Origin of the sequence: Streptomyces gamaensis (assembly GCF_042656465.1) — a bacterium.
Taxonomy (GTDB): domain Bacteria; phylum Actinomycetota; class Actinomycetes; order Streptomycetales; family Streptomycetaceae; genus Streptomyces; species Streptomyces gamaensis.
Window position 1 is genome coordinate 1 of sequence record NZ_JBHSPB010000036.1, and the last position, 25,533, is coordinate 25,533.

25 protein-coding genes and 1 pseudogene are annotated in these 25,533 nt (G+C 73.4%); 15 read left to right on the forward strand and 11 right to left on the reverse strand.

What is annotated here, in order from left to right:
- The 4 genes and pseudogenes from ACFP1Z_RS32180 to ACFP1Z_RS32195 all read left to right on the forward strand — a co-directional run.
- Positions 1–269 (forward strand): annotated as a pseudogene (locus ACFP1Z_RS32180) (hypothetical protein); the annotation flags it as partial.
- A gap of 83 nt (positions 270–352) precedes the next feature.
- The gene (locus ACFP1Z_RS32185) at positions 353–1,372 is read left to right on the forward strand and encodes a segregation and condensation protein A (protein WP_390321332.1); all 1,020 of its coding nucleotides are present in this window, start codon (positions 353–355) and stop codon (positions 1,370–1,372) included.
- Between the two features lie 269 nt (positions 1,373–1,641).
- The gene (gene scpB, locus ACFP1Z_RS32190) at positions 1,642–2,208 is read left to right on the forward strand and encodes an SMC-Scp complex subunit ScpB (protein WP_390321415.1); all 567 of its coding nucleotides are present in this window, start codon (positions 1,642–1,644) and stop codon (positions 2,206–2,208) included.
- Complete coding sequence (locus ACFP1Z_RS32195; protein WP_390321335.1) at positions 2,208–3,377, forward strand: pseudouridine synthase; 1,170 nt, start codon at positions 2,208–2,210, stop codon at positions 3,375–3,377. The genes scpB and ACFP1Z_RS32195 overlap by 1 nt, the downstream gene beginning before the upstream one ends.
- Before the next feature lie 40 nt (positions 3,378–3,417).
- Here ACFP1Z_RS32195 and ACFP1Z_RS32200 read toward each other — a convergent pair whose 3' ends face one another.
- On the reverse strand, positions 3,418–3,780 hold the full coding sequence (locus ACFP1Z_RS32200; RefSeq protein WP_390321337.1) for a DUF952 domain-containing protein: 363 nt from the start codon (positions 3,778–3,780) through the stop codon (positions 3,418–3,420).
- A gap of 132 nt (positions 3,781–3,912) precedes the next feature.
- On the opposite strand from ACFP1Z_RS32200, the gene ACFP1Z_RS32205 reads away from it, so the two are divergent.
- The 4 genes from ACFP1Z_RS32205 to der all read left to right on the forward strand — a co-directional run bounded on the left by ACFP1Z_RS32205 (position 3,913) and on the right by der (position 7,993).
- On the forward strand, positions 3,913–4,998 hold the full coding sequence (locus ACFP1Z_RS32205) for a prephenate dehydrogenase (protein ID WP_390321340.1): 1,086 nt from the start codon (positions 3,913–3,915) through the stop codon (positions 4,996–4,998).
- A 112-nt stretch (positions 4,999–5,110) separates the two neighbouring features.
- Positions 5,111–5,821: a (d)CMP kinase gene (cmk, locus tag ACFP1Z_RS32210; protein ID WP_390321342.1), complete on the forward strand. Its 711-nt coding sequence runs from the start codon at positions 5,111–5,113 to the stop codon at positions 5,819–5,821.
- Positions 5,782–6,474 carry a lysophospholipid acyltransferase family protein gene (locus ACFP1Z_RS32215; RefSeq protein ID WP_390321344.1) on the forward strand — a complete coding sequence of 231 codons (693 nt, stop codon included), beginning with the start codon at positions 5,782–5,784 and terminating at the stop codon, positions 6,472–6,474. Before cmk ends, ACFP1Z_RS32215 begins: the two co-directional genes overlap by 40 nt.
- A gap of 58 nt (positions 6,475–6,532) precedes the next feature.
- Positions 6,533–7,993 carry a ribosome biogenesis GTPase Der gene (gene der, locus ACFP1Z_RS32220; RefSeq protein WP_390321346.1) on the forward strand — a complete coding sequence of 487 codons (1,461 nt, stop codon included), beginning with the start codon at positions 6,533–6,535 and terminating at the stop codon, positions 7,991–7,993.
- A gap of 7 nt (positions 7,994–8,000) precedes the next feature.
- Here der and ACFP1Z_RS32225 read toward each other — a convergent pair whose 3' ends face one another.
- Positions 8,001–8,333 carry a hypothetical protein gene (locus ACFP1Z_RS32225; RefSeq protein WP_390321348.1) on the reverse strand — a complete coding sequence of 111 codons (333 nt, stop codon included), beginning with the start codon at positions 8,331–8,333 and terminating at the stop codon, positions 8,001–8,003.
- A 170-nt stretch (positions 8,334–8,503) separates the two neighbouring features.
- Complete coding sequence (locus ACFP1Z_RS32230; RefSeq protein WP_390321418.1) at positions 8,504–9,310, reverse strand: hypothetical protein; 807 nt, start codon at positions 9,308–9,310, stop codon at positions 8,504–8,506.
- Between the two features lie 244 nt (positions 9,311–9,554).
- Between ACFP1Z_RS32230 and ACFP1Z_RS32235 the strand changes: the two genes are divergently transcribed.
- Entirely contained in the window at positions 9,555–10,805 is a 1,251-nt protein-coding gene (locus ACFP1Z_RS32235; protein WP_390321350.1) for a glycosyltransferase family 4 protein, read from the forward strand.
- Entirely contained in the window at positions 10,802–11,749 is a 948-nt protein-coding gene (locus tag ACFP1Z_RS32240) for a hypothetical protein (RefSeq protein ID WP_390321352.1), read from the forward strand. The genes ACFP1Z_RS32235 and ACFP1Z_RS32240 overlap by 4 nt, the downstream gene beginning before the upstream one ends.
- 85 nt (positions 11,750–11,834) lie before the next feature.
- Here ACFP1Z_RS32240 and ctaD read toward each other — a convergent pair whose 3' ends face one another.
- The gene (ctaD, locus tag ACFP1Z_RS32245) at positions 11,835–13,520 is read right to left on the reverse strand and encodes an aa3-type cytochrome oxidase subunit I (RefSeq protein ID WP_390321354.1); all 1,686 of its coding nucleotides are present in this window, start codon (positions 13,518–13,520) and stop codon (positions 11,835–11,837) included.
- A 527-nt stretch (positions 13,521–14,047) separates the two neighbouring features.
- On the opposite strand from ctaD, the gene ACFP1Z_RS32250 reads away from it, so the two are divergent.
- Positions 14,048–14,263 carry an I78 family peptidase inhibitor gene (locus ACFP1Z_RS32250; RefSeq protein WP_390321357.1) on the forward strand — a complete coding sequence of 72 codons (216 nt, stop codon included), beginning with the start codon at positions 14,048–14,050 and terminating at the stop codon, positions 14,261–14,263.
- A gap of 70 nt (positions 14,264–14,333) precedes the next feature.
- On the opposite strand, the gene ACFP1Z_RS32255 is transcribed toward ACFP1Z_RS32250, so the two are convergent.
- The gene (locus ACFP1Z_RS32255; RefSeq protein WP_390321360.1) at positions 14,334–15,332 is read right to left on the reverse strand and encodes a phosphatase PAP2 family protein; all 999 of its coding nucleotides are present in this window, start codon (positions 15,330–15,332) and stop codon (positions 14,334–14,336) included.
- A 282-nt stretch (positions 15,333–15,614) separates the two neighbouring features.
- Positions 15,615–16,802 carry a hypothetical protein gene (locus ACFP1Z_RS32260; RefSeq protein ID WP_390321363.1) on the reverse strand — a complete coding sequence of 396 codons (1,188 nt, stop codon included), beginning with the start codon at positions 16,800–16,802 and terminating at the stop codon, positions 15,615–15,617.
- A 198-nt stretch (positions 16,803–17,000) separates the two neighbouring features.
- On the opposite strand from ACFP1Z_RS32260, the gene ACFP1Z_RS32265 reads away from it, so the two are divergent.
- Both ACFP1Z_RS32265 and ACFP1Z_RS32270 read left to right on the forward strand, forming a co-directional pair.
- Positions 17,001–18,794 carry an MFS transporter gene (locus ACFP1Z_RS32265; protein WP_390321365.1) on the forward strand — a complete coding sequence of 598 codons (1,794 nt, stop codon included), beginning with the start codon at positions 17,001–17,003 and terminating at the stop codon, positions 18,792–18,794.
- Between the two features lie 46 nt (positions 18,795–18,840).
- The gene (locus tag ACFP1Z_RS32270) at positions 18,841–20,028 is read left to right on the forward strand and encodes an acyl-CoA dehydrogenase family protein (protein ID WP_390321367.1); all 1,188 of its coding nucleotides are present in this window, start codon (positions 18,841–18,843) and stop codon (positions 20,026–20,028) included.
- A 16-nt stretch (positions 20,029–20,044) separates the two neighbouring features.
- Here ACFP1Z_RS32270 and ACFP1Z_RS32275 read toward each other — a convergent pair whose 3' ends face one another.
- Entirely contained in the window at positions 20,045–20,482 is a 438-nt protein-coding gene (locus ACFP1Z_RS32275) for a cell division protein SepF (RefSeq protein ID WP_390321369.1), read from the reverse strand.
- Between the two features lie 373 nt (positions 20,483–20,855).
- Between ACFP1Z_RS32275 and ACFP1Z_RS32280 the strand changes: the two genes are divergently transcribed.
- Both ACFP1Z_RS32280 and ACFP1Z_RS32285 read left to right on the forward strand, forming a co-directional pair.
- Positions 20,856–21,323: a hypothetical protein gene (locus ACFP1Z_RS32280; RefSeq protein WP_390321371.1), complete on the forward strand. Its 468-nt coding sequence runs from the start codon at positions 20,856–20,858 to the stop codon at positions 21,321–21,323.
- Between the two features lie 101 nt (positions 21,324–21,424).
- The gene (locus ACFP1Z_RS32285) at positions 21,425–21,643 is read left to right on the forward strand and encodes a DUF1684 domain-containing protein (protein ID WP_390321373.1); all 219 of its coding nucleotides are present in this window, start codon (positions 21,425–21,427) and stop codon (positions 21,641–21,643) included.
- Here ACFP1Z_RS32285 and ACFP1Z_RS32290 read toward each other — a convergent pair.
- The 4 genes from ACFP1Z_RS32290 to ACFP1Z_RS32305 are packed head-to-tail and all read right to left on the reverse strand — an operon-like array spanning position 21,609 to position 25,516.
- Positions 21,609–22,667, reverse strand: coding sequence for a CinY protein (locus ACFP1Z_RS32290; RefSeq protein ID WP_390321376.1), 1,059 nt, complete (start codon positions 22,665–22,667; stop codon positions 21,609–21,611). The two genes, ACFP1Z_RS32285 and ACFP1Z_RS32290, sit on opposite strands and share 35 nt — an antisense overlap.
- A 46-nt stretch (positions 22,668–22,713) precedes the next feature.
- Complete coding sequence (locus tag ACFP1Z_RS32295; RefSeq protein ID WP_390321378.1) at positions 22,714–23,613, reverse strand: ABC transporter permease; 900 nt, start codon at positions 23,611–23,613, stop codon at positions 22,714–22,716.
- The gene (locus ACFP1Z_RS32300; RefSeq protein WP_390321380.1) at positions 23,613–24,575 is read right to left on the reverse strand and encodes an ABC transporter ATP-binding protein; all 963 of its coding nucleotides are present in this window, start codon (positions 24,573–24,575) and stop codon (positions 23,613–23,615) included. The genes ACFP1Z_RS32295 and ACFP1Z_RS32300 overlap by 1 nt, the downstream gene beginning before the upstream one ends.
- A 32-nt stretch (positions 24,576–24,607) precedes the next feature.
- Entirely contained in the window at positions 24,608–25,516 is a 909-nt protein-coding gene (locus tag ACFP1Z_RS32305; protein WP_390321382.1) for a Nif11-like leader peptide family natural product precursor, read from the reverse strand.
- Positions 25,517–25,533: the final 17 nt, after the last annotated feature.

The window sequence follows — 25,533 nt, forward strand, 5'->3', positions numbered from 1 at the left end:
CCCGCGGCGAGCGACGCGGCGGCCGCGCCCCCGGCCGCGGGGCGGGCCGCCGGCCCACCGGCCGCGAGCGCCGCGACGAGAAGATCACCGTCTTCGTCTCCGCCGAGGAGCTCATGGACCTCGAACACGCCCGGCTGGTGCTCCGGGGCGAGCACGGACTCGCCGTGGACCGGGGCCGGATCGTCCGCGAAGCCGTCGCGGTCGTCCTCGCGGACCTGGAGTCGCGCGGCGACGCGAGCATCCTCGTGCGCCGCCTGCGCGGCCGCTGAGCGCCTTCGCCGGTAGCCTGCCCCGGGCGGGCCCGCGCGCCCGTACGCCCACCGCGCCACCGATTCCCTGGACCGTTCCCCGCATGCCCACACCCGTGCCCGCACCCGCGCCGAAACCGGCCCGCCGCCGGTCCCTGGGGCGCGGCCCCGGCGCGGTGGGGCCAGGGACGGCAGAGCCTTCCGCGGCTGCCGCCGCGGCGGACCCGGGACCGGACCCGGGCCCCGAAGGCGCCGCCCCCGCCGCCCCCGTCGGGACCGCCCCTGCCGGAACCGCCCCCGGCGACGGCCGGTTCACCGTGCGGCTCGACAACTTCGAGGGCCCCTTCGACCTGCTGCTGCAGCTCATCTCGAAGCACAAGCTCGACGTCACCGAGGTCGCCCTCTCCAAGGTCACCGACGAGTTCATGGCACACCTGCGGGCCATGGGACCGGACTGGGACCTGGACCAGACCACCGAGTTCCTGGTCGTCGCCGCGACCCTGCTCGATCTGAAGACGGCCCGGCTGCTGCCCGCCGCCGAGGTCGAGGACGAGGCCGACCTCGCCCTGCTGGAGGCCCGGGACCTGCTCTTCGCGCGGCTGCTGCAGTACCGGGCGTTCAAGAGGATCGCCGAGATCCTCGCCGGACGGCTGGCCGACGAGGAACTGCGCCACCCCCGCACGGTCGGCCTGGAGCCGCACCACGCCGAGCTGCTGCCCGAGGTCGTGCTCGGCATCGGCGCGCGCGGCCTCGCCGAACTCGCCGTCAAGGCCATGCAGCCCCGGCCCGAGCCGCAGGTCTACACCGAGCACATCCACGCCCCGCTCGTCAGCGTGCAGGAACAGGCCGCGCTCGTCGTGGGGCGGCTGCGGGCCGCCGGGACGGCGACCTTCGCCGAACTCACCGAGGACGCCGAGGGCACCCTCACCGTCGTGGCCCGCTTCCTGGCCCTGCTGGAGCTCTACCGCGAACGCGCCATCGCCCTCGACCAGGAGGAGGCGCTGGGCGCCCTGACAGTGCGCTGGACCGGCGGGGAGGGGGCGGCGCCGCTCGTCACGGACGAATTCGACCGGCAAGCGAAGAGCGCTGACGCGCAGGAGAACGAGGACAGCCAGTGCCAGTGAACGACACCGCCGCACAGTCCGCCGCCACCGCGGGCCCCGCCCGCGGTGGCGGGGAAGCCGCCGGGAGCGATGGGGAGCGCGCCGCGAGCCGTACGGAGGCCGCTGGGCGGGGGTCCGTCGTCGGCGCGCCGGTCGTCGAGGGGCTCGCGGGGCCCGTGGTCCCGGCCCGCCCGGAAGCGGAACCCCCCGGGCTCGCCGGTGACGGTCCCGTCCAAGCCTCCGGCGCCGTCTCCGCCCTGTCGCTGCGGCCCGCGCTGGAGGCCGTGCTCATGGTTGTCGACGAGCCCGCCGACGAGGAGCACCTGGCCAAGGTCCTCGGGCGGCCCCGCCGCGAGGTCGCGCGGGCGCTGCGCGAGCTCGCCGAGGAGTACACCGCGCAGGACCGCGGTTTCGAGCTGCGCTGCGTGGCCGGCGGCTGGCGGTACTCCACCCGCCCCGCCTACGCCGCGGCCGTCGAGAACTTCGTCCTGGACGGCCGGCAGACCCGGCTCACCCAGGCCGCGCTGGAGACCCTGGCCGTCGTCGCCTACCGGCAGCCGGTCAGCCGCTCCCGGGTCTCCGCCGTACGCGGCGTGAACTGCGACGGCGTCATGCGCACCCTGCTGCAGCGGGGCCTGGTGGCCGAGGCGGGGACGGAACCCGAAACAGGTGCGATCCTGTACGGGACGACGAACTACTTCCTGGAGCGGATGGGCCTGCGCGGCCTCGACGAGCTCCCGGAGCTCGCGCCGTTCCTCCCGGAAGCGGACGCGATCGAGGGCGAGACCCAGGAAGGCGTGCCGTCGTTCGATCCGGACAGCCCGGATACCGAAGCGGACGACAAGACGGAACTTTGATGCGAAGCAGCGGCAGGAACAGCGGAAGCGGCAACCGGGACCACCGGGGCGGATCCCCCCGCCCGGCGTCCGGCGGCGGGCGCTCGGGCGGCGGACGCTCCCAGGGCGGTCGTGCCCAGGGCGGCCGTTCCGGCGGCGGACGGTACGACGACGGCCGCTCCGGCGCCCGGCGCGACGACCGGCAGGAGCGTCCGCGCCGGCCGCGCCCCGAGGAGCGCCGCTACGACGTGGGCCCCGAGGCGGAGCGCAGCGGCCGCGGCAGCGCGGCGCGCGGCGGCGCCAAGGGCGGCCCCAAGCGCCCCACGGGCGACAAGGCGGGCGCGCCCCGGCGCGGTGGCCGCCCGCAGGCCCCGGCCCGGCCCCGCGAGTACGACGCGCAGATCGAGGAGCGCAACCGCGAGCGGCACAACAAGCCCAAGGTGAAGCTGCCGAAGACCTTCGGCGAGCAGGAGGGCGAGCGGCTGCAGAAGGTGCTGGCCCGCGCGGGCATGGGCTCGCGGCGCGCCTGCGAGGAGCTGATCGAGCAGGCCCGCGTCGAGGTCAACGGGCGCATCGTCACCGAGCAGGGCCTGCGCGTCGACCCGGAGAAGGACGAGATCAAGGTCGACGGCCTGACCGTCGCCACCCAGTCCTACCTGTTCTTCGCGCTGAACAAGCCGGCCGGTGTCGTCTCCACCATGGAGGACCCCGACGGCCGCCAGTGCCTGGGCGACTACGTCACCAACCGCGAGACCCGCCTCTTCCACGTCGGCCGCCTCGACACCGAGACCGAGGGCATCATCCTGCTCACCAACCACGGCGAGCTGGCCCACCGGCTGACCCACCCCCGCTACGGCGTGCAGAAGACCTACCTCGCCGCCGTCACCGGCCCGCTGCCCCGCGACCTCGGCAAGCAGCTCAAGAGCGGCATCGAGCTGGAGGACGGCTACGCGCGCGCCGACAACTTCCGCGTCGTGCAGCAGACCGGCAAGAACTACCTGGTCGAGGTCACCCTCCACGAGGGCCGCAAGCACATCGTGCGCCGCATGCTCGCCGAGGCGGGCTTCCCCGTGGAGAAGCTGGTGCGCACGGCCTTCGGCCCGATCTCCCTCGGCGACCAGAAGTCCGGCTGGCTGCGCCGGCTGACCAACACCGAGGTCGGCATGCTCATGCGCGAGGTCGAGCTCTAGCCGCGCCCCGCAGGGCCCCCGGACCGCCGCTCCGGGGGCCCTACGACCACACCGCGAGGCCCGTGGCCCGCCCCTCCTCGTCGCGCACGATCTCCATCATCCCGTCCACGGCCTCGCGCGGGATGCGCCCGTACACGTGCGGGAAGAGCGTGCCGGGCGCCACCCCGGGCGGCGGGGCCGGCGCGGCCGCCTCCCAGCGCACCAGGACGTCCAGCTTGTCCGGGTCGATGAGCAGGGCCATCAGCGGACCCGGCGTCTCCCGGTAGAACGCGGAGGCCACCGCGAGCGTCGTCTCCTCGTCCGGGGAACAGTGGACGAAACCCTCCTCCGACAGGGAGGCGGGCGAGTACGGGCGGTCGGGAACGGCGAGCCAGTCGTCCAGGGGCACCACGTGGTAGATCATGGGCACGGTTGTACCGGACGGGCCCGCCGGTCCCGTACGGCACCCGCCGGGAGGAGCCGCCCGCTTCGGCTGGCTACGCTGAGCGCGCAGCACGGTGATCCATCCGCACCCGCCTCCCGCAAGGACACGCCAGTGAGAACCGCCCTCGTCATCGGTACCGGACTGATCGGCACCTCGGCAGCCCTCGCCCTCGCGAGCCGCGGGGTCCAGGTCCATCTCACGGACCACGACCCCGCCCAGGCCCGTACGGCCGCCGCTCTCGGCGCCGGCACCGACAGCCTGCCGGAGGAGCCGGTCGACCTGGCGGTCGTCGCCGTGCCGCCCGCGCACGCCGCCGCCTCCCTCGCCGAGGCCATGCGCGGCGGTCTCGCCCGCGGCTACCTCGACGTCACCAGCGTCAAGGGCGGCATCCGCCGGGAGCTGGAGACGCTCGGCTGCGACCTGAGCGGCTACCTGGGCACGCACCCCATGGCCGGGCGGGAACGCTCCGGCCCGCTGGCCGCCACCGCCGACCTCTTCGAGGGCCGCCCCTGGGTGCTCACCCCCACCCACGACACCGACACCGAGGTCCTCAACCTCGCCCTCGAACTCGTCTCCCTGTGCCGGGCCGTGCCCGTCCTGATGGACGCCGACGCCCACGACCGGGCCGTCGCGCTCGTCTCGCACACCCCGCAGCTGGTCTCCAGCATGGTCGCGGCCCGGCTGCGGGACGCCGACGAGACCGCGGTGCGCCTGTGCGGGCAGGGCATCCGCGACGTGACCCGGATCGCTGCCTCCGACCCGCGCATGTGGCTCGACATCCTCGCCGCCAACCCCGGCCCCGTCGCGGACGTGCTGGCCGCCGTCGCCACCGACCTGGACGCCACCGTACGGGCCCTGCGCGCCCTGGAGTCGGCGGACGAGGACAAGCGCGCCGACGGCACGGCCGGCATCGACGACGTGCTGCGCCGCGGCAACGCCGGCCGCGCCCGGGTGCCCGGCAAGCACGGGGCCGCCCCGGCCGCGTACGAGACGCTGACCGTGCTCATCGGCGACCAGCCCGGCGAGCTCGCCCGGATCTTCGCCGACGCCGGCCGGGCCGGCGTCAATATCGAGGACGTGCGCATCGAGCACGCCACCGGCCAGCAGGCGGGCCTGATCCAGCTCATGGTCGAGCCGGCCGCCGTCGCCTCCCTCGCCGCGGCGCTGCGCGACCGGGGCTGGGCCGTGCGCCAGTAGCGCCGGGCGGGCGGCGGCACAGGGGCGCCGTTCGAGCCAGTAACCTTGTGTGCGCCCCATAGGTACCCGTCTGGCTTTTCGCCCGTCGTCACGAGGAAGGTGTCCCAGCACCGTGGACAATGCCGCAACCGCCGCCCGGACCGCACCGGCAGCAGTCGTCGTCGGCATCGACGGACCCTCCGGCACGGGCAAGTCCAGCACCTCCAGGGCCGTCGCCGCCAAGCTGGGGCTGCGCTACCTGGACACCGGCGCCCAGTACCGGGCGATCACCTGGTGGATGCTCGCCAACGGCATCGACGTCGACGACCCGGCGGCCGTGGCCGCCGCCGCCGGCAAGCCGGACATCGTCTCCGGCACCGACCCGGCCGCCCCGGCCATCACCGTCGACGGCGCCGACGCCTCCGGCCCGATCCGCACCCGGGAGGTCACCGCCGCGGTCAGCGCCGTCAGCGCCGTGCCCGCGGTGCGCACCCGCCTGACCGGGCTGCAGCGCTCCATCGCCGCAGCCGCGCCCGTCGGCATCGTCGTCGAGGGCCGCGACATCGGCACCACCGTGCTGCCCGACGCCGACCTGAAGATCTTCCTGACCGCCTCGCCCGAGGCGCGCGCCGCCCGCCGCAGCGGCGAGCTCAAGGGCAAGGAGGCCGTGGGCCTCGCGGCCACCGCGGCCGCGCTCGCCAAGCGGGACGCCGCCGACTCCGGCCGCAGCACCTCGCCGCTGGCCAAGGCCGCCGACGCGGTCGAGGTCGACACCACCGAGCTGACCCTTGAGCAGGTGATCGAATGCGTGGTGACCCTCATCGAGGAGAAGCGCGGGGCGTGAGCGCCTCCGCAGCGGGTGCCGCCGTCGGCCGGCGGATCGGCATCGGCCTGATGTACGGGCTGTGGCGGCCCCGGGTGCTCGGCGCCTGGCGGGTGCCCGCGAGCGGCCCGGTCATCCTGGCCGTCAACCACTCGCACAACATCGACGGCCCGATGGTCATGGGCACCGCGCCCCGGCCCACGCACTTCCTGATCAAGAAGGAAGCGTTCACCGGCCCGCTGGACCCCTTCCTGCGCGGCATCGGCCAGCTGGAGGTGGACCGCTCCGGCACGGACCGCACCGCGGTCACCGCCGCGCTGGAGGTGCTGCGCGGCGGCGGTGTGCTGGGCATCTTCCCCGAGGGCACCCGGGGCGAGGGCGACTTCGCGGCGCTGCGCGGCGGGCTCGCCTACTTCGCGCTGCGCTCGGGGGCGCCGATCGTGCCGGTCGCGGTGCTCGGCAGCACCGGGGCGAAGAGCCGGCTGCTGCCCGGGCTGCCGCCGCTGCGCGGCCGGATCGATGTCGTCTTCGGCGAGGCGTTCACGGCCGGCGACGGCAGCGGGCGGCGCACCCGCAGCGCGCTGGACGCGGCCACGGCCGGCATCCAGCGGCGGCTCGCCGCGCACCTGGCGGACGCCAAGCGGCTGACCGGCCGCGCCACCGACGAGACTTGAGCAGAAGGCCGCAAAGGAGCGCGGCCTTCCGACGACGAAGAACGAGGAACGTGACTTCATGAACGAGCAGATCCACTCCGGCGACGAGCACGGTGAGCTTGGCGACGCCGAGTACGCGGAGTTCATGGAGCTCGCCGCGCAGGAGGGCTTCGACGCCGAGGAGGTGCAGAGCGAGCTCGCGGCCGCGGGCCACGGCCCGCTGCCGGTGCTCGCCGTCGTCGGCCGCCCCAACGTCGGCAAGTCCACCCTGGTGAACCGGATCATCGGCCGCCGTGAGGCGGTCGTCGAGGACCGGCCGGGCGTCACCCGCGACCGCGTCACCTACGAGGCCGAGTGGGCCGGCCGCCGCTTCAAGGTCGTCGACACCGGCGGCTGGGAGCAGGACGTGCTGGGCATCGACGCCTCCGTCGCCGCCCAGGCCGAGTACGCGATCGAGGCCGCCGACGCGGTCGTCTTCGTCGTCGACGCCACCGTCGGCGCCACCGACACCGACGAGGCCGTCGTCAAGCTGCTGCGCCGGGCCGGCAAGCCCGTCGTGCTGTGCGCCAACAAGGTCGACGGCCCCTCCGGCGAGGCCGACGCCGCCATGCTGTGGTCGCTCGGCCTCGGCGAGCCGATGCCCGTCTCCGCGCTGCACGGCCGCGGCACCGGCGACATGCTCGACGAGGTCCTCAAGGCGCTGCCCGAGGCCCCGGCCCAGACCTTCGGCGCCGCGGTCGGCGGCCCCCGCCGTATCGCCCTCATCGGCCGCCCCAACGTGGGCAAGTCCTCGCTGCTGAACAAGGTCGCCGGCGAGGAGCGCGTCGTCGTCAACGAACTGGCGGGCACCACCCGTGACCCGGTCGACGAGCTCATCGAACTCGGCGGCACCACCTGGAAGTTCGTCGACACCGCGGGCATCCGCAAGCGCGTGCACCTCCAGGAGGGCGCCGACTACTACGCCTCGCTGCGCACCGCCGCCGCGGTGGAGAAGGCCGAGGTCGCCGTCATCCTGATCGACGCCAGCGAGTCGATCTCCGTGCAGGACCAGCGCATCATCACCATGGCCGTCGAGGCCGGCCGCGCCATGGTCATCGCCTACAACAAGTGGGACACCCTCGACGAGGAGCGCCGCTACTACCTGGAGCGCGAGATCGAGACCGAGCTCGGGCAGATCGCCTGGGCGCCGCGGGTCAATGTCTCGGCGCGCACCGGCCGGCACATGGAGAAGCTGGTGCCCGCGATCGAGACGGCCCTGGCGGGCTGGGAGACGCGCGTGCCCACCGGCCGGCTCAACGCCTTCCTCGGTGAGCTCGTCGCCGCCCACCCGCACCCGATCCGCGGCGGCAAGCAGCCCCGTATCCTCTTCGGCACGCAGGCGGGCACCAAGCCGCCGCGCTTCGTCCTGTTCGCCTCGGGCTTCCTGGAGGCCGGCTACCGCCGCTTCGTCGAGCGGCGGCTGCGCGAGGAGTTCGGCTTCGAGGGCACACCGATCCACATCTCGGTGCGGGTGCGGGAGAAGCGGTCGCGCAAGAAGTAGACGGCAGTCAGAAGCCGCGCATCCGGCCGTCACGCGGAGCGGGCGGCAGCGCGGCGGGCACATGCCCGCCGCGCTGCCGCCCGTAGTACGGCTCCCAGCCGCCGTATCCCGGGTGGCCCGGACAGGCGGGCTGCCCGGGCAGCTGGCCGAAGTGGCCGCCGCCGTACGGCCCGTAGCCCACGAGCTGATGGCCGAAGCCGACGAACCGCAGATCCTCCTCGCCCGAGCGGTCGAAGGGCAGCGCCCGGAACGCCCGGCGGTACTCGGAATAGAGCGCGTCGTAGATCGGGGTCACCGAGACGGGGTGGCTCTGCGGGGCGGCGTCGCGGGGTGGCCGCATGCCGGGGATGTGGTTCGGATACGGAATCCGGGACGCGGGCTCGTATGAGTGCACATCCGGGCCAACGATCGCGCGGCCCGGGGGATGCGGGCCCCGCGGGGAAAGCTGCACGACGTGCCCGTACGCGGGCAGCGGGGCGGGCAGATACCGGACGGGGCGCGCGGGGCCGCTCATGTGCCCGCCAGCGGCATGGACGCCGCGACCAGCCGCCCCCGGGCGGCGGCCCGGTCCAGCGCCTCCCGCAGCATGTCCTCCCGGGGCTGCTGCCCGATCGTGCCCACCGGTGCCGCGAACACCGCGATCCGCCGGGTGCGGTTCACCGCCGACCGCCAGTCGTCGTTGACCTGCATCGCCTGGTGCGCCTGCCACCACGCGGTGGGCTTGGCGCCCGGGCCGGTGCCGGGCTGCAGGATCGCGTGCAGCTTGCCCATGGCCAGCAGCACCGACCAGCCGGCGTTGGGCGGCGGCACCTCGTCGACCGCGGCGACCGGGGCGAAACCCTGCTCGATGAGCAGCGGCAGGAAGACGTCGACGGGGCCGTTCGTGCCCGGGCGGGCGATCGCGCTCAGCGGCTCGACGACCAGCGAGGGGAACAACTCGCCCTTGATCAGCACGAGTCCGCTGGTGACGCCCAGCTCGGCCTGGAGCGGCAGGTCCTCCGGGGCGAGCCGGGGGGACTGCGCGGCGGACGGGGCGGCGGGGCCCGCGCCCTGGCCCGTGATGGACCGCACGGCGCCCTGGAGCTGCTCCTCGGAGACCGGGACGACCTGGGACGGTACGCACGCGGCGTGCGCGAACGCGAGCACCGCGGTCTCCTCGCCGACGAAGAGCACGGTGCTGGTGCGCTCGCGCTCGGTGCTGCCGGGGGTGCGGCAGGAGGTGCAGTCGTAGCTGTCCGGGGCGTTGTCGCCGCCGAGCAGTCGGTCGGCTTCTTCGTCGCCGATCTCGGCGCGGACGTCGTCACTGACGTCGAGCATGCGCGGCACGGGTGGCTCCTCGATCTCGCTGGGACGGGGCTGGTCGGTGGAACATCTCGGTGAGGACCTCTTAAGAGCACAACGGACGATCCGGGGCAGGGGTCACGGCACGGCCCGCCGCCGGTCCCGCGAATCCGTGGGGGAGGGGAGCCAACCCGCGAGCTCTCCCCACGGTCTAGTCTCTCGGTAGGCGGGCCGCAGGGAACGTCCGCAAACCGGGCCAAAGAGCTGCAGACGGGTACGCATGCATATCTCATTCCTCATTCACAACGCGTACGGCATCGGCGGGACGATCCGCACCACGTACAACCTCGCGGGCACCCTGGCCGAGCAGCACGACGTGGAGATCGTCTCCGTCTTCCGCCACCGCGAGGACCCCGTCTTCGCCCCGGGCCCCGGGGTGCGTCTGCGCCACCTCGTCGACCTGCGCAAGGACAGCCCCGGCTACGAGGGCGAACACCCCGACTACGAGCGTCCCGCCACCGTCTTCCCCGCCGCCGAGGGCCGCTACAAGCAGTACAGCGCGCTCACCGACCGGAAGATCGCCGAGCATCTGCGGGGCCTGGAGTGCGACGTGGTCGTCGGCACCCGCCCCGGCCTGAACGTGCACATCGCCCAGCAGGCCCGGCGCGGCCCCGCCCGGGTGGGCCAGGAGCACCTCACCCTCAGCACCCACAAGGCGGCGCTCAAACTCGCGCTGCGCACGCACTACCCGCGCCTGGACGCCGTCACCACCGTCACCGAGGCCGACGCGCGGACCTACCGCAAGCTCATGCGGCTGCCGGGCGTACGCGTCGAGTCCGTGCCCAACAGCGTCCCCGCCCCGCCCGTCAGGCCCGCCGACGGCAGCGGCAAGTGGGTCGTCGCCGCCGGCCGGCTCGCCCCCGCCAAGCGCTACGACCTGCTGATCCGCGCCTTCGAGAAGGTCGTCGCCGAACGCCCCGACTGGCGGCTGCGGATCTACGGGGCCGGCGCCGAGCGCGCCAGGCTGCGCGCCCTGATCGACAGGCTCGGCCTGTACAACCACGTCTACCTCATGGGCCCCGCCCACCCCCTGGACCCCGAGTGGGTCAAGGGCTCCATCGGCGCCGTCACCTCCAGCCTGGAGTCCTTCGGCATGACGATCGTCGAGGCCATGCGCTGCGGCCTGCCCGTGGTCTCCACCGACTGCCCGCACGGCCCCGCCGAGATCATCACCGACGGTGTCGACGGACTGCTCGTGCCCACCGGCAAGGCCGACGCCGTCGCCGCCGGACTGCTGCGCCTGATCAACGACGACGCGCTGCGCCGCACCATGGGGCAGGCGGCGCTCAAGGGCTCCGCCCGTTTCGACCCGGCCGAGATCGCCGGGCGCTACGAGGCCCTGTTCACCGACCTCGTCTCGCGCGGCTCCCTGCGCGGCTCCCTGCACCGCACCCGCGGTGCCCTGCTCAGCGGCGCGATCCAGGCCAAGGACGCGAGCCGCGCCGCCCTGCGCCGGAAGGGGGCCGCATGACCCCTCCCCGCGCGAGTGCCCCCACCCCCTTCGAACCGCCCCACGCGGGCACGACCTTCGAGGAGCCCACCGCCGTGTCTGCCCCTCTCCCGGCCTCCGGCACGGTGACCCCCGCCGCCGACTGCATCGCGGACTCCGCGGGCGGGCTCACCTTCGACCTCGACGCGCCCGGCGCCCCCGACGCCTCCGGCGACTGGTCCGCCGCGCTCGTGCTGCGGCTGCGCGGCGGCGGCGAGGCCGACGAGGTCCGTCTGCCGCTCGCGCCCGGCGGCGAGGGGAGGCTGCGTGCCGTGCTGCCCAGCACCGTCGCCCTCCCCGAGGGCCGCTGGGACGTCCATGTCGCCTGCGGCGACGCCGCTCCGCGGCGGCTGCGGCCCGGCGTCGACGACCTGCGCGCGCTCGTCGACCGCAGGCCCGGCCCGGGCACCTCCCCGCTGTCCGTGCGCATCCCCTACACCACCAAGCACGGCAACCTCTCCCTGCGCAGCTGGCTGCGGGCCCCGCACGCCGAGGCCGGGGACCTGCGCCCGGAGGCCGCGGGGCTCACGGTGCGGGGGCGGCTGTACCGGGCGCCGGATGCCGCGGCCTGGCTCGCCGGAGCCGTCGCCGAGGCCCGCTGCCGCCGGGACGCGGACCTCGTGGTCACCGCCGACCTCGGCCCGGGGGAGGGACAGGAGTTCTCCTTCACCCTCGACTGGGCGAAGCTGACCGAGCACTGGCGCGGCGGCCTGGACGTGTGGGACCTGTGGCTGCGCCCCGCCGACGGCTCCGGGCCGGCCCGCCTCGCCCGCATCCTGGACGACGTCGTCGACAAGCAGCAGGTCTTCGCCTACCCCGTGCTGCCCGTCGACGCCGGGTACGCGCCCGCGCGGGCGACGGCGGCCTACGACGCCGACAACGACCTCGTCGTCCGCATCGACGAGCGCCCGCCGGCGGCGAGTTGACCCCGCCTGCGGCGAGTCGACGCCGGCCGCGAGGAGTTGGCCCCGACCGCCCCCGTCCGCCGGTACGCGGCCGGGGGCGGCGCCGCTACGGACCGGCCGGTTCCGGCTCCCCGGCGGCCGTCTGCCCGGTGGTGTGCGTGAGCTCCGGGTGGTGCAGGTCGAAGGCCGGGGACTCGGAGCGGATCCGGGGCAGGGAGAGGAAGTTGTGGCGCGGGGGCGGACTGGAGGTGGCCCACTCCAGCGAACGCCCGTACCCCCAGGGGTCGTCCCGCTCCACCCGCCGCCCGTACTTCGCCGTCTTCCAGACGTTGTAGAGGAACGGCAGCGTCGACAGGCCGAGCAGGAACGCCCCGATCGTGGAGACCGTGTTGAGCGTGGTGAAGCCGTCGGCCGCGAGGTAGTCCGCGTACCGCCGGGGCATGCCCGCCACGCCCAGCCAGTGCTGCACCAGGAACGTGGTGTGGAAGCCCACGAACAGCGTCCAGAAGTGGATCCGCGCGAGCTGTTCGTCCAGCAGCTTGCCCGTGAACTTCGGCCACCAGAAGTAGAAGCCCGCGAACATCGCGAACACCACCGTCCCGAACACCACGTAGTGGAAGTGCGCCACCACGAAGTAGGTGTCGGTGACCTGGAAGTCCAGTGGGGGCGAGGCCAGGATCACGCCCGTGAGCCCGCCGAACAGGAAGCTCACCAGGAAGCCGATCGCCCACAGCATCGGCGACTCGAACGACAGCGAGCCGCGCCACATCGTGCCGATCCAGTTGAAGAACTTCACTCCGGTGGGCACCGCGATCAGGAAGGACAGCAGCGAGAAGAAGGGCAGCAGCACCGCGCCCGTCGCGAACATGTGGTGGGCCCACACCACCACCGACAGCGCCGTGATCGCCATGGTCGCGCCGACCAGCATCACATAGCCGAAGATCGGCTTGCGGGAGAAGACCGGGATGATCTCCGTGATGATGCCGAAGAACGGCAGCGCGATGATGTACACCTCGGGATGGCCGAAGAACCAGAACAGGTGCTGCCAGAGCAGTGCCCCGCCGCTCGCCGACTCGAAGACCACCGCCCCGAACCGCCGGTCCGCCTCCAGCACCAGCAGCGCCGCCGCCAGCACCGGGAACGCCAGCAGGATCAGGATCGAGGTGAACAGTACGTTCCAGGTGAAGACGGGCATCCGGAACATCGTCATGCCCGGGGCCCGCATCCCGATGATGGTGGTCAGGAAGTTCACGGCACCGAGGATCGTGCCGAAGCCGGACAGCGCCAGCCCCATGATCCACATGTCGGAGCCGATGCCCGGTGAGCGGACCGCGCTGTTGAGCGGGGCGTAGGCGGTCCAGCCGAAGGTCGCGCCGCCCTCGGGCAGCAGCAGGCTGCCGACCACGATCAGGCCGCCGAAGAGATACAGCCAGTACGCGAACATGTTCAGCCGGGGGAAGGCCACGTCCGGCGAGCCGATCTGCAGCGGCATGATCGCGTTGGCGAAGCCGGCGAAGGCCGGGGTCGCGAAGAGCAGCAGCATGATGGTGCCGTGGGCCGTGAACGCCTCGTTGAACTCCTCCGTGGTCAGGAACTGCAGCCCCGGACGGGCCAGTTCGGCGCGCATCAGCATCGCCAGCAGCCCGGCCACCAGGAAGAAGCAGAACGAGGTGATCAGATAGAGATGACCGATCGTCTTGTGGTCGGTGGTCGTCAGCCAGCTCACCAGGATCCGGCCGGGCCGGCGCTCCCGCGCCTCACCGACGGCCGCTTGCGCGGTGTCCGTCCCCATCTGCGCTCCCTCGATTCGACGTCGACGGGCTTTCGGGCTCACGCCATGATGCTCGCCGCGCGGTGCGCGCGCGAGGGCGCGTCGGCGTGCGCCGGGCCGCGTGCGCGGCACTTGGCGGTTTTGTCGGCCAATATCCCGTCATGTACCGGGAATCCGGCGGCCCGTACGGCATTCGGAATCCCGTATTCCGTGCGGGGCGGGGTTTTTGACGGGCCGGAATTCGCGCGGATGACGGTGGCTGTCGAGGGCGGGCGGGAAGCCGTGCCCGGCGTGAATTCCCGGCGTGCTCCGGCGGGCGCGTGCGGATATTCGGGAAGAGTGCCGTGCAATTACCTTCGAGGCCCTGTGAAGGCGCTGTGCGCGGGGAACGGAAGGCACGGACGAGTGATCTTCCGAGCGGCAAACCAACAGCCGTTTTCTGTGACAGAAGTGTGACCCCGGGGGTCCGGGAGGCGGGGCCGCACCCGTGTGGGGCGGGCACGGCGTGCCCCTTCCGCCGACGGCCGGCCGCTGCCTACCGTGAAGCCATGGAAGCCACGGCGGACCTCCCCCCGGAACCCGACGAGCCGCCCGGGACCTACGTGGGGCTCGGCGCCGAGGAGGCGGCCGGGCGGGCCCGGGCCCGGGGCTGGACCACGGTGCGGGCCCTCGCACCCGGCACGGTGATCACGCTGGAGTACGTGGTCGGACGGCTCAACTTCGAGGTCGTGGACGGCACGGTGCGGCGCTGCTGGAAGGGCTGAGCGAGCGGTACGCGAACGGCCCCGGATCCCCGCGAAAAGGGGATCCGGGGCCGTGCCGTACGCGATCGCGTCAGGTGCCCGCCGTGCGGCCGCGGCCCGTGGCCGGGGCGAGCGGGGCGCCGCGGGGCACCCGCTCGGGGACGGGCGGGCGGCGGCTGCCCGTCGGGGTGAGCGGAGTGCGCTCGGAGCGCGGCCGGGGCGCGGACAGATGCGGCCGTCCCTCCGGCAGCCGCGCCGTACGGCCGCCGACGCCCGCCGGCTCGCGGACGGGCCGCCGCCCGTCGGCGGCGGGACGCGGGGCACCGATCGCCAGCGGCGTGACCGGCACGGCCGGCACCGCCCGGCGCTCGCGGATCCGCCGCCACAGGGCCAGCAGCAGCTCCTCGGCGCGGGCCATCGGCGCCTCGAACCACGGCAGGACGAGCAGGACCAGCAGCCCCGCCGTCCACCCCAGCGTCACGTCGCTCATCCAGTGCGTACCGAGGTAGACGGTCGTCATTCCGACGCCGAGGGCGAGCAGCGCCGCGCTGACCGAGGCGATCCGCCGGGCCCGGGGCGTGGTGGCCAGATAGGCGAGGACACCCCAGGTGACCACGGCGTTCGCGGTGTGGCCCGAGGGGAATATGTCACCGCCCGCGAACATCTCGTTGGAGCCGATGGCGGTGGCGTAGTGCGGACCGAGCCGCCCCATGCCGATCTTGGCGGCGCCCACCGTGGCGTTGAGCAGCAGCAGCGAGGTGCCCAGCACCAGCAGGGGGCGCAGGGTACGCAGCTTGTAGGTGCGCCAGCCCAGCCAGGCGGCGACCGCGACGGCGGTCGGGCCGCGCTGGCCCAGCACCACGAAGTAGTCGAGGAAGGTGTGGATCTCCGGCCACTGCTTGTACGGGCGGAAGAGCATGACCTGCCAGTCGAACCGCACCGGCCAGGACGTGGTGAGCACGCCGACCACGATCGCCAGGTAGACCACGGAGGTCGCCAGCAGGATCCCGATGCGGGTCCGGGTCATCCGTGGCCGCACGGGCTCGGTCGGGCGCTCCTCCGCTGGGACGAGCTCGTCGTTGGTACGCACTCAATCGACGTTACATTGCGTGACGGGAAGCTTCGGCCGATCAGGTCTCTTTGTGATGACGATGTGATGTGCAATGCGTCTCAAAGGCGGCCCGCCGGGCCTTTGTGCCAGGGGAAAACCAGCGAAATAAGAAGCGTCTAAAGAAACGCCGCATTGGCGGTTCTTGACGCTTCGGAAGATCCCGGTTCCCTTTTTGTTCCGGTCGCCGCCTTTGTTTATCGGTGCTTGGCCGCCGCGTTCCGCGGAGTTTCCCGGCCGGGCCGCCGCACCCGGAATCGGCGGTCACGGCGGGCCGGAACCGCCCAGCCAGAACGCCCCGTAGAGCGCCGAGCCCACCGCCAGGACGGCCAGCACCGGCACCGCCGCACGCGACCGCGGCCGCGCCAGCCACAGGGCCACCGGCAGCAACAGCGGGAACGCGGGCATCAACAGCCGCGGCTTGGAACCGAAATACCCCTTCGCGGTCAGCGCCAGCGCCACGATCACCCCCGCGTACACCAGCAGCGGCAGCGGCTGCCGGGCACGCACCCCGGCCGCGTACAGCGCCAGCACCAGCGCGACCCCGGCCAGCAGGCCGAGCCCTGCGGGCCACGCCGGTCCGCCCAGCTGCCCGGCCACGAACCGCGCGAAGGCCAGCCCCCCGTCGGAGCCGTTGCCCCAGCCGCCCTGCACGTCCAGATAGCCGGTCACGCTCCCGGTCCGCACCCCGACCCAGGCGACGTAGCCGAGCCAGCCCAGCGGCGCGAGCACCACCCCGAGCCACAGCCGTGCCCGGCCCGGGGCCCGGCGCTCCCCGCGCCCGCGCCACAGCGTCACCGCCGCCGTCAGCCACAGCGCGGCCACGACCGCCGCCCCCACCGGACGCGTCAGCCCGGCCGCCGCCGCGCACCCGCCCGCCCACACCCACCACCCGGTGAGCACCGCGTACAGGCTCCACGCGGCCAGCGCCGTGAACAGCGACTCCGAGTAGGCCATCGACTGCACGACCCCCACCGGCAGCGCCGCCCACAGCGCGACGAGCACCACGCCCGCCCGCCGCCCGTGCAGCACCTCGCCCACCGCGAAGATCCCCCACGCCGCGCCCAGCGAGGACAGCGCGGAGACCACGAGCCCGGCATCGGACACCGACAGCGGCAGCAGCGCCGACAGCGCCCGCTCCAGCCACGGCAGCAGCGGGAAGAACGCCAGGTCGGAATGGACGGCCCCGTCGGCCAGGCGCAGCGTGAAGCCGTAGCCGTCCTCGGCGATACGGCTGTACCACACGGAGTCCCAGCGGGCGGAGAGCAGATGGTGCGGGCTCGACCCCCTCACGCACCCCCACAGCGCGAGCGCCACGATCCCCAGCGCCCGCACCGCCGCGTACACCAGCAGCGCCGGCGCGGCACGGCGCAGCGGGCCGCGCGCCCGCGGGGCGGGGGCGGCCCCGGCCGTACGGGCCTCCGGGACGACGGGCGAAACAAGATCGGTCACCGGCCAATTGTCCAGCATGCGGGGGGTGCCCCAGGATCGGGCGGAGCTGCGGACGGGGGCACGGAACGATGCCCGGGACTCGCGTACGCTGTCGACTCACTCGTCCTTCCACGCCGCCGGGCCCTCATGTCCCCGGGCCCGGTCCGGCGGCGACGCGAACGCAGAAGACGGACGAGCGCAAGACACGGAGGTGTGCGGATGTCCGGCACGACCACGGCCGGCCCCCCGAGGGCGGCGGGCGTCCCCCGGCAGCGGTCCCGGCCCGGGCAGTGGCGGCGCCGCGCGGGGCAGCCGGCCGGGGCCGGCGCGAACCGCTGGACCGTGCTCGTCGTCCTGTGCGTGAGCCTGCTGCTCGTCGCCGTCGACGCCACCGTGCTGCACGTGGCCGTCCCCGCCGTCAGCGAGGACCTGCACCCCAGCGCGGTGCAGCTGCTGTGGATCGTCGACGTCTACCCGCTGGTGTGCGCCTCGCTGCTGATCCTCTTCGGCACCCTCGGCGACCGCGTCGGCCGCCGCCGCGTCCTGCTGCTCGGCTACACCCTGTTCGGGCTCGCCTCCGCGCTCGCCGCCCTCGCCCCGTCCCCCGGGGTGCTGATCGCGGCCCGGGCCCTGCTCGGCGCCGGCGGCGCGATGATCATGCCCGCGACGCTGTCGATCCTGCGGCAGGTCTTCCCCGACCGCCGCGAACGCGCGCTGGCCGTCGGGGTGTGGAGCGCGGTGGCCGCCGTGGGCGCGGCCGTCGGCCCGCTCCTCGGCGGACTGCTCCTCGAACACTTCTGGTGGGGCGCGGTCTTCCTCATCAACATCCCGCTGATGGCCGTGAGTCTGCCGGTCGGCCGGTGGCTGCTGCCGGAGTCGACGGGCGAGCGCGACGGCCCCTGGGACGTGCTCGGCGCGCTGATGGCGGCCTTCGGCCTGTTCGGCGTGGTCCTCGGCGTCAAGCGGGCGGGCGGCGGCGAGCCGCTGGCCCTGGACACGCTGGTGCCCGCGGCCGTCGGCGCCGCCCTGCTCGTCCTGTTCGTCCGCCGGCAGGGGCGGCGCAGGCACCCGCTGGTGGACCTGCGGATGTTCGCGCGGCCCGCCTTCGGCACCTCGGTCGGCTGCATCGTGCTGGCGATGCTCGCGCTCGTCGGGCTGGAACTGATCGCCGCCCAGTACCTCCAGCTCGTCCTCGGCCTGACCCCGTTCCAGACCGGGCTGCGGCTGCTGCCGCTGACCCTGGCCGCGATGGCCGCGGGCCTCGTCGGCTCCCGCATGCTGCACCGGCTCGGCCCGCGCACGATGGTCACCGCCGGCTTCGTGCTGACCGCGGCGGCCGTCGCCTCGCTCACCGCGATGGGCACCCACGACCGGCCCGCGGTCCTCCTCGTGTGCTTCGTCGGCCTCGGCTTCGGCCTGGAGACCACCCTGTTCGGGGCCTACGAGTCCATGCTCAGCGAGGCGCCCGCCACCCGCGCGGGCGGGGCCGCCGCGATCGGCGAGACCTCCTACCAGCTGGGCGCCGGCATGGGCATCGCCCTCCTCGGCAGCGTCATGAACGCCACCTACGGGCCCGGCGTCAGCGACACCCCCGGGGTACCGGCCGCCGCCGGCCTCGCCGCGAGCCGCTCCCTGGGCGAGGCGTACGAGGTGCCTGCTGGGCACGGCGGCCCGGCCGGCGGCGCCCTGCGGGACGCCGCCCGCGCCTCGTTCGTCCACGGACTGCACGTCACCCTCCTGATCAGCGCGGGCCTGCTGGGCGCGGGCGCGCTCGCCGCGCTGCTGCTGCCGCGCGCGATGGACTGCGCCGCTGCGCCACCGGAACCGGCCGCCGCGCTGCTGCCGGCACCGCCGGACGGAGCGGGCCGCGGGCCCGGCGCCGGGCCCGCCGGGCGGGGCGGGCAGCGCGCCGGGGAGTGCCCCGCGCCGGCGGACCCGGCCGTGCCCGGGCAGCCCGCCGGGAACCTACGGACCGTCAGGGAGGGGCTGGACGCCGGGGGCACCCGGCCGTAGCGTCGGGGCGACCGGATGATCACGCCGACCGTCCCGGAGGCGCCCGATGCCCGCACCCGCCCTGCCCCCCTTCGACCCCCGCGACCCGCTCGGCCTCGACGACCTGCTCTCGCCCGAGGAGAAGGCGGTGCGCGACACCGTCCGCCGCTGGGCCGCCGACCGGATCCTGCCGCACATCGCCGAGTGGTACGAGCGCGGCGAACTCCCCGGTATCCGTGAGCTCGCCCGCGAACTCGGCGCCCTGGGCGCCCTGGGCATGCAGCTCAAGGGCCACGGCTGCGCGGGCGCGAGCGCCGTGCAGTACGGACTGGTCTGCCTGGAGCTGGAGGCCGCCGACTCCGGGGTGCGCTCCCTGGTGTCGGTGCAGGGTTCCCTCGCGATGTACGCGATCCACCGCTTCGGCTCCGACGAACAGCGCGAGCGCTGGCTGCCGGGCATGGCCAAGGGCGAGACCATCGGCTGCTTCGGACTGACCGAGCCCGACCACGGCTCGGACCCCGGCGGCATGCGCACGTACGCGAAGCGGGACGGCGGCGACTGGGTACTGACGGGCCGCAAGATGTGGATCACCAACGGTTCGGTGGCGGGCGTCGCCGTGGTCTGGGCGCGCACCGACGAGGGCATCCGAGGCTTCCTCGTCCCCGCCGGCAGCCCCGGCTTCTCCGCGCCCGAGATCAGGCACAAGTGGTCGCTGCGCGCCTCGGTCACCAGCGAGCTGGTCCTCGACGAGGTACGGCTGCCCGCCGACGCGGTGCTGCCGGGCGCGAGCGGGCTGCGCGGGCCGCTGAGCTGTCTGAACCACGCCCGCTACGGCATCGTCTGGGGCGCGCTGGGCGCGGCCCGCGCGAGCTTCGAGGCGGCCCTCGACTACGCGTGCGCCCGCGAGCAGTTCGGCAGGCCCATCGGCGGCTTCCAGCTCACCCAGGCCAAGCTCGCCGACATGGCGCTGGAACTGCACAAGGGCATCCTGCTCGCCCACCACTTGGGGCGGCGGATGGACGCGGGGACGCTGCGGCCGGAGCAGGTCAGCTTCGGCAAGCTCAACAACGTGCGCGAGGCCATCGGCATCTGCCGGACGGCGCGGACGATCCTGGGCGCCAACGGGATCTCCCTGGAGTACCCGGTGATGCGGCACGCCACGAATCTGGAGTCGGTGCTCACCTACGAGGGCACCGTCGAGATGCACCAGCTGGTGCTGGGGAAGGCCCTCACGGGCGTCGACGCGTTCCGCTGACGGCCCGGGCCGGGGCTCAGCTCTGGTTGAAGAAGCCCCCGTTCGCCCGCCGCACGGGCTCGCCGCTGACGACCTGGTAGTCGGCGGGCGTCAGCAGGAAGACGCGGTTGGCGACACGCTCGATCGAACCGCGCAGGCCGAAGGTGAGACCGGCGGCGAAGTCCACGACGCGTTTGGCGTCGTTGGGCTCCATGGCGGTGAGATTGACGATGACCGGGACGCCCTCGCGGAAGAGCTCGCCGATGCCGCGGGCGTCCCGGAAGCCGTCCGGGGTGACCGTCGCGATGCGCGTGCCCTGCTCCTTGGCGGTCTCGTCGGCCACCCGCACCTTGGGGTTGGTCGCCCAGGCGTCGCCGGGCTCGGGGCCCTCCGCGTACTCGTCGTCGTAGTAGCGCTCGTCATCGCTGTCGTCGACGAGGCCGAGCCAGGCACTCGCCTTGCGCACCGATCCCATGGACGCCTCCTCTCACGTGCGGGGTCTTCCGTCCGCTCCTCTATCGTCGTCCATGATGCGGAGGGTGTGCCAAGTGGATAGCGGCCACACGAGGATTTCGTGACGCATCTGGTGCAAACGCCCTGTCGTTGCGTCAGAAACCACGGGAGGTCCGCCACACGCCCTTGACCTGGGCATTCGAGGGACGGATCGGACCGGTGGGGCGGCCTGCCGGAGGGGATTCCGGTGGGTCGTCCGGTGTCCAGTCTGCCCAGGGCGCCGGGCGCCACACACGGAGAGCGCGTGACCGCGGAGAGTGTGTTCATCGAGGCTGCGGTGACTGCTGCGATTGCTGCGACAGCAACTGCCCCGAACCGTATGCGAAGGTGCGGTCATGAGCACAGAAGCGCAACAGCAGTGGCAGCAGTGGCGCAAGAGCCGCACCGAGACGGTCGCCGAGCCGTACGGGCCCCTCGCCCTCACCGGCACCCACTGGCTCGCCGACCACCCCGACGGCAGCGTCCCCGGCGTCCCCGGCCACTGGGCGCGGAGCCCGGACGGCGACGCGGTGCTGCTGACGGCCGCGCCCGGGGACGGGCTGACCCTCGACGGCACCCCGGCCTCCGGGGAGACCCGGCTGACCGCCGACCCCTCACCCGCCGCGGCCCGTGTCGCCCACGGCGGACGCCACCTGGTCGTGCTGTGCCGCGAAGGACTGTGGGCGGTACGGGTCTTCGACCCGGCGGCACCCGCCCGCCGCGCCTTCTCCGGCATCGACGCCTTCGCGTACGACGAGCGCGGTACCCGGCTTTGCCGGGTAACTCGGTTCTGCTGTCGCTACGTTGGCCGGGCGTGTGGTTGAACCGGTGATACAATCCTTGTACCTGGTCGGCGATAACCAAGCTGGCCAGGCCTACCGCCGGGCTGGCGGGATGTCAGGTCTGTGGAGCTGGCGTAAGACCGATGGTTGGCACTCCAACCTCTACCGTTCGTTCGGGTCGGCAGCTGTCATTGAAGCAGAAAGCGCGACTCGCGAGGGTTGCATTCCCTGCCTCAGTCAGGGGAGAAGTCAACTGCCCCTTCCCGCCGCCCGGCAACCGGCTGCCGTTCGCCGTGACGGCGGGGGAGCGGGATCTGGCCGCCCAGGTCAGCGGCAGTCGGCGACGGGGTTGTCGTGGGTGAGGGCGCAGACGATGCGGGCGCCCTTCTCCTGCCCGTAGGCCTCCTTCAACTGCGCCTGGAAGTCCCGCCACTGGCGCTGCGTCTCGGCGATGGCGCCGTGCACGGCACGGTCGAAGTTCCCGGCGACCTTGCCGCGCGGGGAGGCCGGGTCGGAGGTCGCACCGGTCTTCGGGTCGATCTGCCCGGAGTCCTTGTGCATGTCGTCGTAGTGCTGGATCCGGCCCGTGCAGCCGCCGCTCAGCGAGAAGCAGCCGGTCGAGAAGTCCTTCGGCACGTCCGCCGGGGACGGGGGCTCGTCGGCCGTCAGGTCGAGCAGCGGCGAGGGCCCCTGCCGGTTCAGGCCGGGCGGGTTGTGGATGCCCACCGGCTTGCCGGGGTCGGGCCTGTCGGTCCAGTTGCCGTGCGCGTAGAAGTCCTGGACGCCGTGCAGCGCCTCCCCGAAGCCCTTGAACGCCTTGCACTTGGCGCGCTGTTCGTAGCCGCTCTGGATGACGTTGCAGTCGTCCTTGGTGACATCGACCTGGTCCCCGGCCACCGCGCCGGAACCGGTCAGCACCCCGCCGGCCAGCTCGGCACCGTCCTTGAACCGCGTCTGGAGGTTCTCGACGCAGCCTTGCAGCTTCTTCGTGGCGTCGGCCCGGCTGACCGGGTACGACGGGTCGTCGAAGTAGTCGGCGTTGTCGCAGTGCGCGGTCTCCTGCATGATCTGGGTGCGGTCGGGCGCGCCGACGGCCCCGAGTCCCTTGCCGGTCAGCAACTGGGCGTTGTTGCCCGCGACCTGGTCCATCGACCGGGCCTGGAAACAGCTGCCCTTGTCCGCGAGGGCGCTGTCGCACGACAGTGCCGCGCGCGTGATGCGCTCGTGCTCGTGGCTCTGCCCGTTCGACCCGTACGTGCCGAACGCGCTCGCCGACTGCGTCGGCGCCAGCAGCAGCGCGGCGCTCACCGAACCCGCCACCGCCAGGAGCTGTACGGGCCGCCGTGCGCCCTTGAGCCGGCTCCGGGTCCGTATGGTGCGCGACATCAAACGTTCTCCTTCACTCATGTACCAACGTGTTTGAAAAGGGACGTCAATCGGTCTTGCAGAAACGGCGGTTGGCCACCCACAGCCCCACCACCGTGGCCAGGGCCACCAGCCCCAGCGACACCGCCGCCGGTACCTGCCAGCCGCCCCAGGTGATGTGGTCGAAGTAGTCGGCCGTACCCCCCTGGTGAAAGGCCATCACGGTCTGCCGCATCGCGTCGACCGCGTAGCTGAGCGGATCGACCAGGGCGAGCGCCGCCATCCAGCCCGGCATCGCGCTCAGCGGGAACATCATCCCCGACAGGAACGTCAGCGGCAGGAACAGCGCGGTGAGCACGACGTTGAAGGTCTGCACCCGCCGGATGCTCACCGCGAGCGCCGCCGCCAGCACCGTCATCGACAGGGCCACCAGCAGCAGTTCGGCCAGCAGCGCCGCGAACAGCTCCGGGCGGTAGGGGACATGGGCGAGCCCGGCGCTGGCCAGCACCACCACCGCCTGGCAGGTGGCGACCGTGGCCCCGCCCAGGCACTTGCCGATCAGCAGGGACGCCCGGCTGACCGGCGCCACCAGCATCTCCCGCAGGAAACCGCTCTGCCGGTCCCACACGATCGACGAGCCGACCGCCACCGCCGGCTGCTGGATCGACATCACCAGCACTCCGGGGAAGAGGAACAGCAGATAGTCGTCCGAGGCGTGCGAGCCCGCGACGAGCCGGGCGAGGCCGATGCCCAGGATGTACAGGAACAGCATGGGCTGCACCAGCGAGGCCGCGACCCTCGGCAGATCGCGCCAGAAGTGCTTCATCTCCCGGCGCCAGACCATCCGCCCGGCCCGCACCTCGCTCCGCAGCCGGCCGGTACGGGCCCCGGCGCCTTCCGGTACGTCCGGCGCGTACGGCTCCACGCGCCGCGCGGCCGCCTCCGGGCCGGTGGTGGCGTGCGTCATCAACTGCCTCCTGCCGCCGCGTCGTCGCGCAGCCCCCGGCCGGTGTGGTGGAAGAACACGTCGTCGAGGGTGGGCCGGGTGACCGTCACCTCGTGGACGAGGACACCGAGCCCCGCGCACAGGGCGGGCACCGCCCGCGCCCCGTCCTCGGCCATCACCCGCAGACCCCCGCGCACCGCCACGGGCTCCAGCCCGAAGCCCTCGCGCAGGGCCCGCGCCGCCGCCTCGTCGTCCTCGGTGCGCAGCTCGATGCGGTCGGCGCCCACAACGGACTTCAGGGCGGCGGGAGTTCCCTCGGCCACGATGCGGCCGCCGTCGACGATGGCGATGCGGTCGCAGCTCTCGGCCTCCTCCAGGTAATGCGTCGTCAGGAAGATCGTGGTCTCCTCGCGCTCCCGGATCTCCGACAGATACGTCCACACATGGGCCCGGGTCTGCGGGTCGAGGCCGATGGTGGGCTCGTCCAGGAAGAGAAGGCGCGGCCGGTGCAGCAGCCCGCGGGCGATCTCCAGACGCCGCCGCATGCCGCCGGAGAACGTCCGCACCAGGCTGTCGCGCCGCTCCGTCAGCCCCACCAGCTCCAGCATGGCGTCGACGCGCTCCGGGAGCGTGGCCGTGGGCAGCGCGTACAGGTCGGCGTGGAAGCGCAGGTTCTCCGCGGCCGTCAACTCGCCGTCGAGGGTGCTCTCCTGGAAGACCAGCCCGATGGTGCGGCGCACCTCGTGCGGCTTCGTCCGCACATCGTGGCCGGCGATCTCGATGCTGCCGCCGCCCGGGGTGGCCAGCGTGCACAGCATCGAGATCATGGTGGTCTTGCCCGCGCCGTTGGGGCCGAGGAACCCGAAGGTCTCGCCCTGGGCGACGGTCAGATCGATGCCGCGGACGGCCTCGACGCTCCCGTACGCCTTGGTGACCCCCCGGGCGCGGATGGCGGGCGGTGCCCCGACTGCTGCCGGCACCATGTGTCCTCTCACCTCGCTGTCGCGGACGGGTGTCACTGTCCGGCCGGGGGCAGGTGGTCCATCCAGTGGTCGGGCACGGCGAAGCCGAAGCTCCAGCGGTGCCGGTCGGTGGGGTTGACGATGCAGTGCCAGAACAGCCGCGCGGGATCCTGCTCGATCCTGAAGAACCGCACGGTGCGCGGGCTCTCGTGCAGCGTGACGATCTCCTGGGTGCGCGGGTTCATGTACCGGAAGAACGAGGTCTCCCGCGGCCCGGCGAACGGCCGGTCGCTGTCGACGACGTACATGCGCCAGCCGGGGTGGTCCTCGTTGGTGTGCCACAGCCGGTAGCTCGTCGGCGGGTACCACAGCGAGCCGGAGAAGCGCACCTCGTCGCCGAAGACGTCCTCCAGGGCGGCGACGACGCGGCGCTTGGCGGCGAAGTAGTCCGCGTAGCCGTCGTGGTCGACGTGCTCGTCGAGGTTGAACAGGTGGAAGCCGCGGTTGGCGGGCAGCCCGGAGGGGCCGGTGCGCCACGGCTCGGCACCGGTCCGCTCGTTCCAGGCGCGGAATTCGGCGCTCGCGGGGGACAGCGAGGTCGAGGCGAGGTCCTCGGTGCGGAAGTCGGCCTGGAACTGCGCCATGTCCGCCGTCGCCGGCCGGATCTTCAGCCGGGGCAGCTCCGCCGCCACGGGCTCGAAGCCCGGCAGTTCGTCGATGCGGTACTCGTAGTGGTGGAACGCGGTTTCCGCGGCCGGCCGGGAGAGGGCGGGGGCGCTGCCGCCCAGGGATCCGGAGAGCGCGGCGGACGCCGTCATCAGCTCCCTCGCGCTGAAGGAGTAGCCGGAGCGGCGGCCGAGCAGGACGATCTCCTCCAGCCCGGTCATCGCCTTGAGCTGCTGTCCGAGGTCGTCCGAGCCGTGGACCTCGCGCAGGAATTCCGTGCACGCTGCGACGGACATGCCGTGGTTCTCCTTAC

Coding starts and splice junctions, on each gene's coding strand:
- ACFP1Z_RS32305 (WP_390321382.1), bottom strand. CDS start 25,516: ATGTCCGTCGCAGCGTGCACGGAATTCCTGCGCGAGGTCCACGGCTCG.
- ACFP1Z_RS32280 (WP_390321371.1), top strand. CDS start 20,856: ATGAGCACAGAAGCGCAACAGCAGTGGCAGCAGTGGCGCAAGAGCCGC.
- ACFP1Z_RS32285 (WP_390321373.1), top strand. CDS start 21,425: ATGGTTGGCACTCCAACCTCTACCGTTCGTTCGGGTCGGCAGCTGTCA.
- ACFP1Z_RS32195 (WP_390321335.1), top strand. CDS start 2,208: ATGCGAAGCAGCGGCAGGAACAGCGGAAGCGGCAACCGGGACCACCGG.
- ACFP1Z_RS32270 (WP_390321367.1), top strand. CDS start 18,841: ATGCCCGCACCCGCCCTGCCCCCCTTCGACCCCCGCGACCCGCTCGGC.
- ACFP1Z_RS32275 (WP_390321369.1), bottom strand. CDS start 20,482: ATGGGATCGGTGCGCAAGGCGAGTGCCTGGCTCGGCCTCGTCGACGAC.
- ACFP1Z_RS32290 (WP_390321376.1), bottom strand. CDS start 22,667: ATGTCGCGCACCATACGGACCCGGAGCCGGCTCAAGGGCGCACGGCGG.
- ACFP1Z_RS32230 (WP_390321418.1), bottom strand. CDS start 9,310: ATGCTCGACGTCAGTGACGACGTCCGCGCCGAGATCGGCGACGAAGAA.
- der (WP_390321346.1), top strand. CDS start 6,533: ATGAACGAGCAGATCCACTCCGGCGACGAGCACGGTGAGCTTGGCGAC.
- ACFP1Z_RS32240 (WP_390321352.1), top strand. CDS start 10,802: ATGACCCCTCCCCGCGCGAGTGCCCCCACCCCCTTCGAACCGCCCCAC.
- ACFP1Z_RS32225 (WP_390321348.1), bottom strand. CDS start 8,333: ATGCGGCCACCCCGCGACGCCGCCCCGCAGAGCCACCCCGTCTCGGTG.
- ACFP1Z_RS32300 (WP_390321380.1), bottom strand. CDS start 24,575: ATGGTGCCGGCAGCAGTCGGGGCACCGCCCGCCATCCGCGCCCGGGGG.
- scpB (WP_390321415.1), top strand. CDS start 1,642: ATGGTTGTCGACGAGCCCGCCGACGAGGAGCACCTGGCCAAGGTCCTC.
- ACFP1Z_RS32295 (WP_390321378.1), bottom strand. CDS start 23,613: ATGACGCACGCCACCACCGGCCCGGAGGCGGCCGCGCGGCGCGTGGAG.
- ACFP1Z_RS32265 (WP_390321365.1), top strand. CDS start 17,001: ATGTCCGGCACGACCACGGCCGGCCCCCCGAGGGCGGCGGGCGTCCCC.
- ctaD (WP_390321354.1), bottom strand. CDS start 13,520: ATGGGGACGGACACCGCGCAAGCGGCCGTCGGTGAGGCGCGGGAGCGC.
- ACFP1Z_RS32200 (WP_390321337.1), bottom strand. CDS start 3,780: ATGATCTACCACGTGGTGCCCCTGGACGACTGGCTCGCCGTTCCCGAC.
- ACFP1Z_RS32250 (WP_390321357.1), top strand. CDS start 14,048: ATGGAAGCCACGGCGGACCTCCCCCCGGAACCCGACGAGCCGCCCGGG.
- ACFP1Z_RS32215 (WP_390321344.1), top strand. CDS start 5,782: ATGCGTGGTGACCCTCATCGAGGAGAAGCGCGGGGCGTGAGCGCCTCC.
- ACFP1Z_RS32185 (WP_390321332.1), top strand. CDS start 353: ATGCCCACACCCGTGCCCGCACCCGCGCCGAAACCGGCCCGCCGCCGG.
- ACFP1Z_RS32235 (WP_390321350.1), top strand. CDS start 9,555: ATGCATATCTCATTCCTCATTCACAACGCGTACGGCATCGGCGGGACG.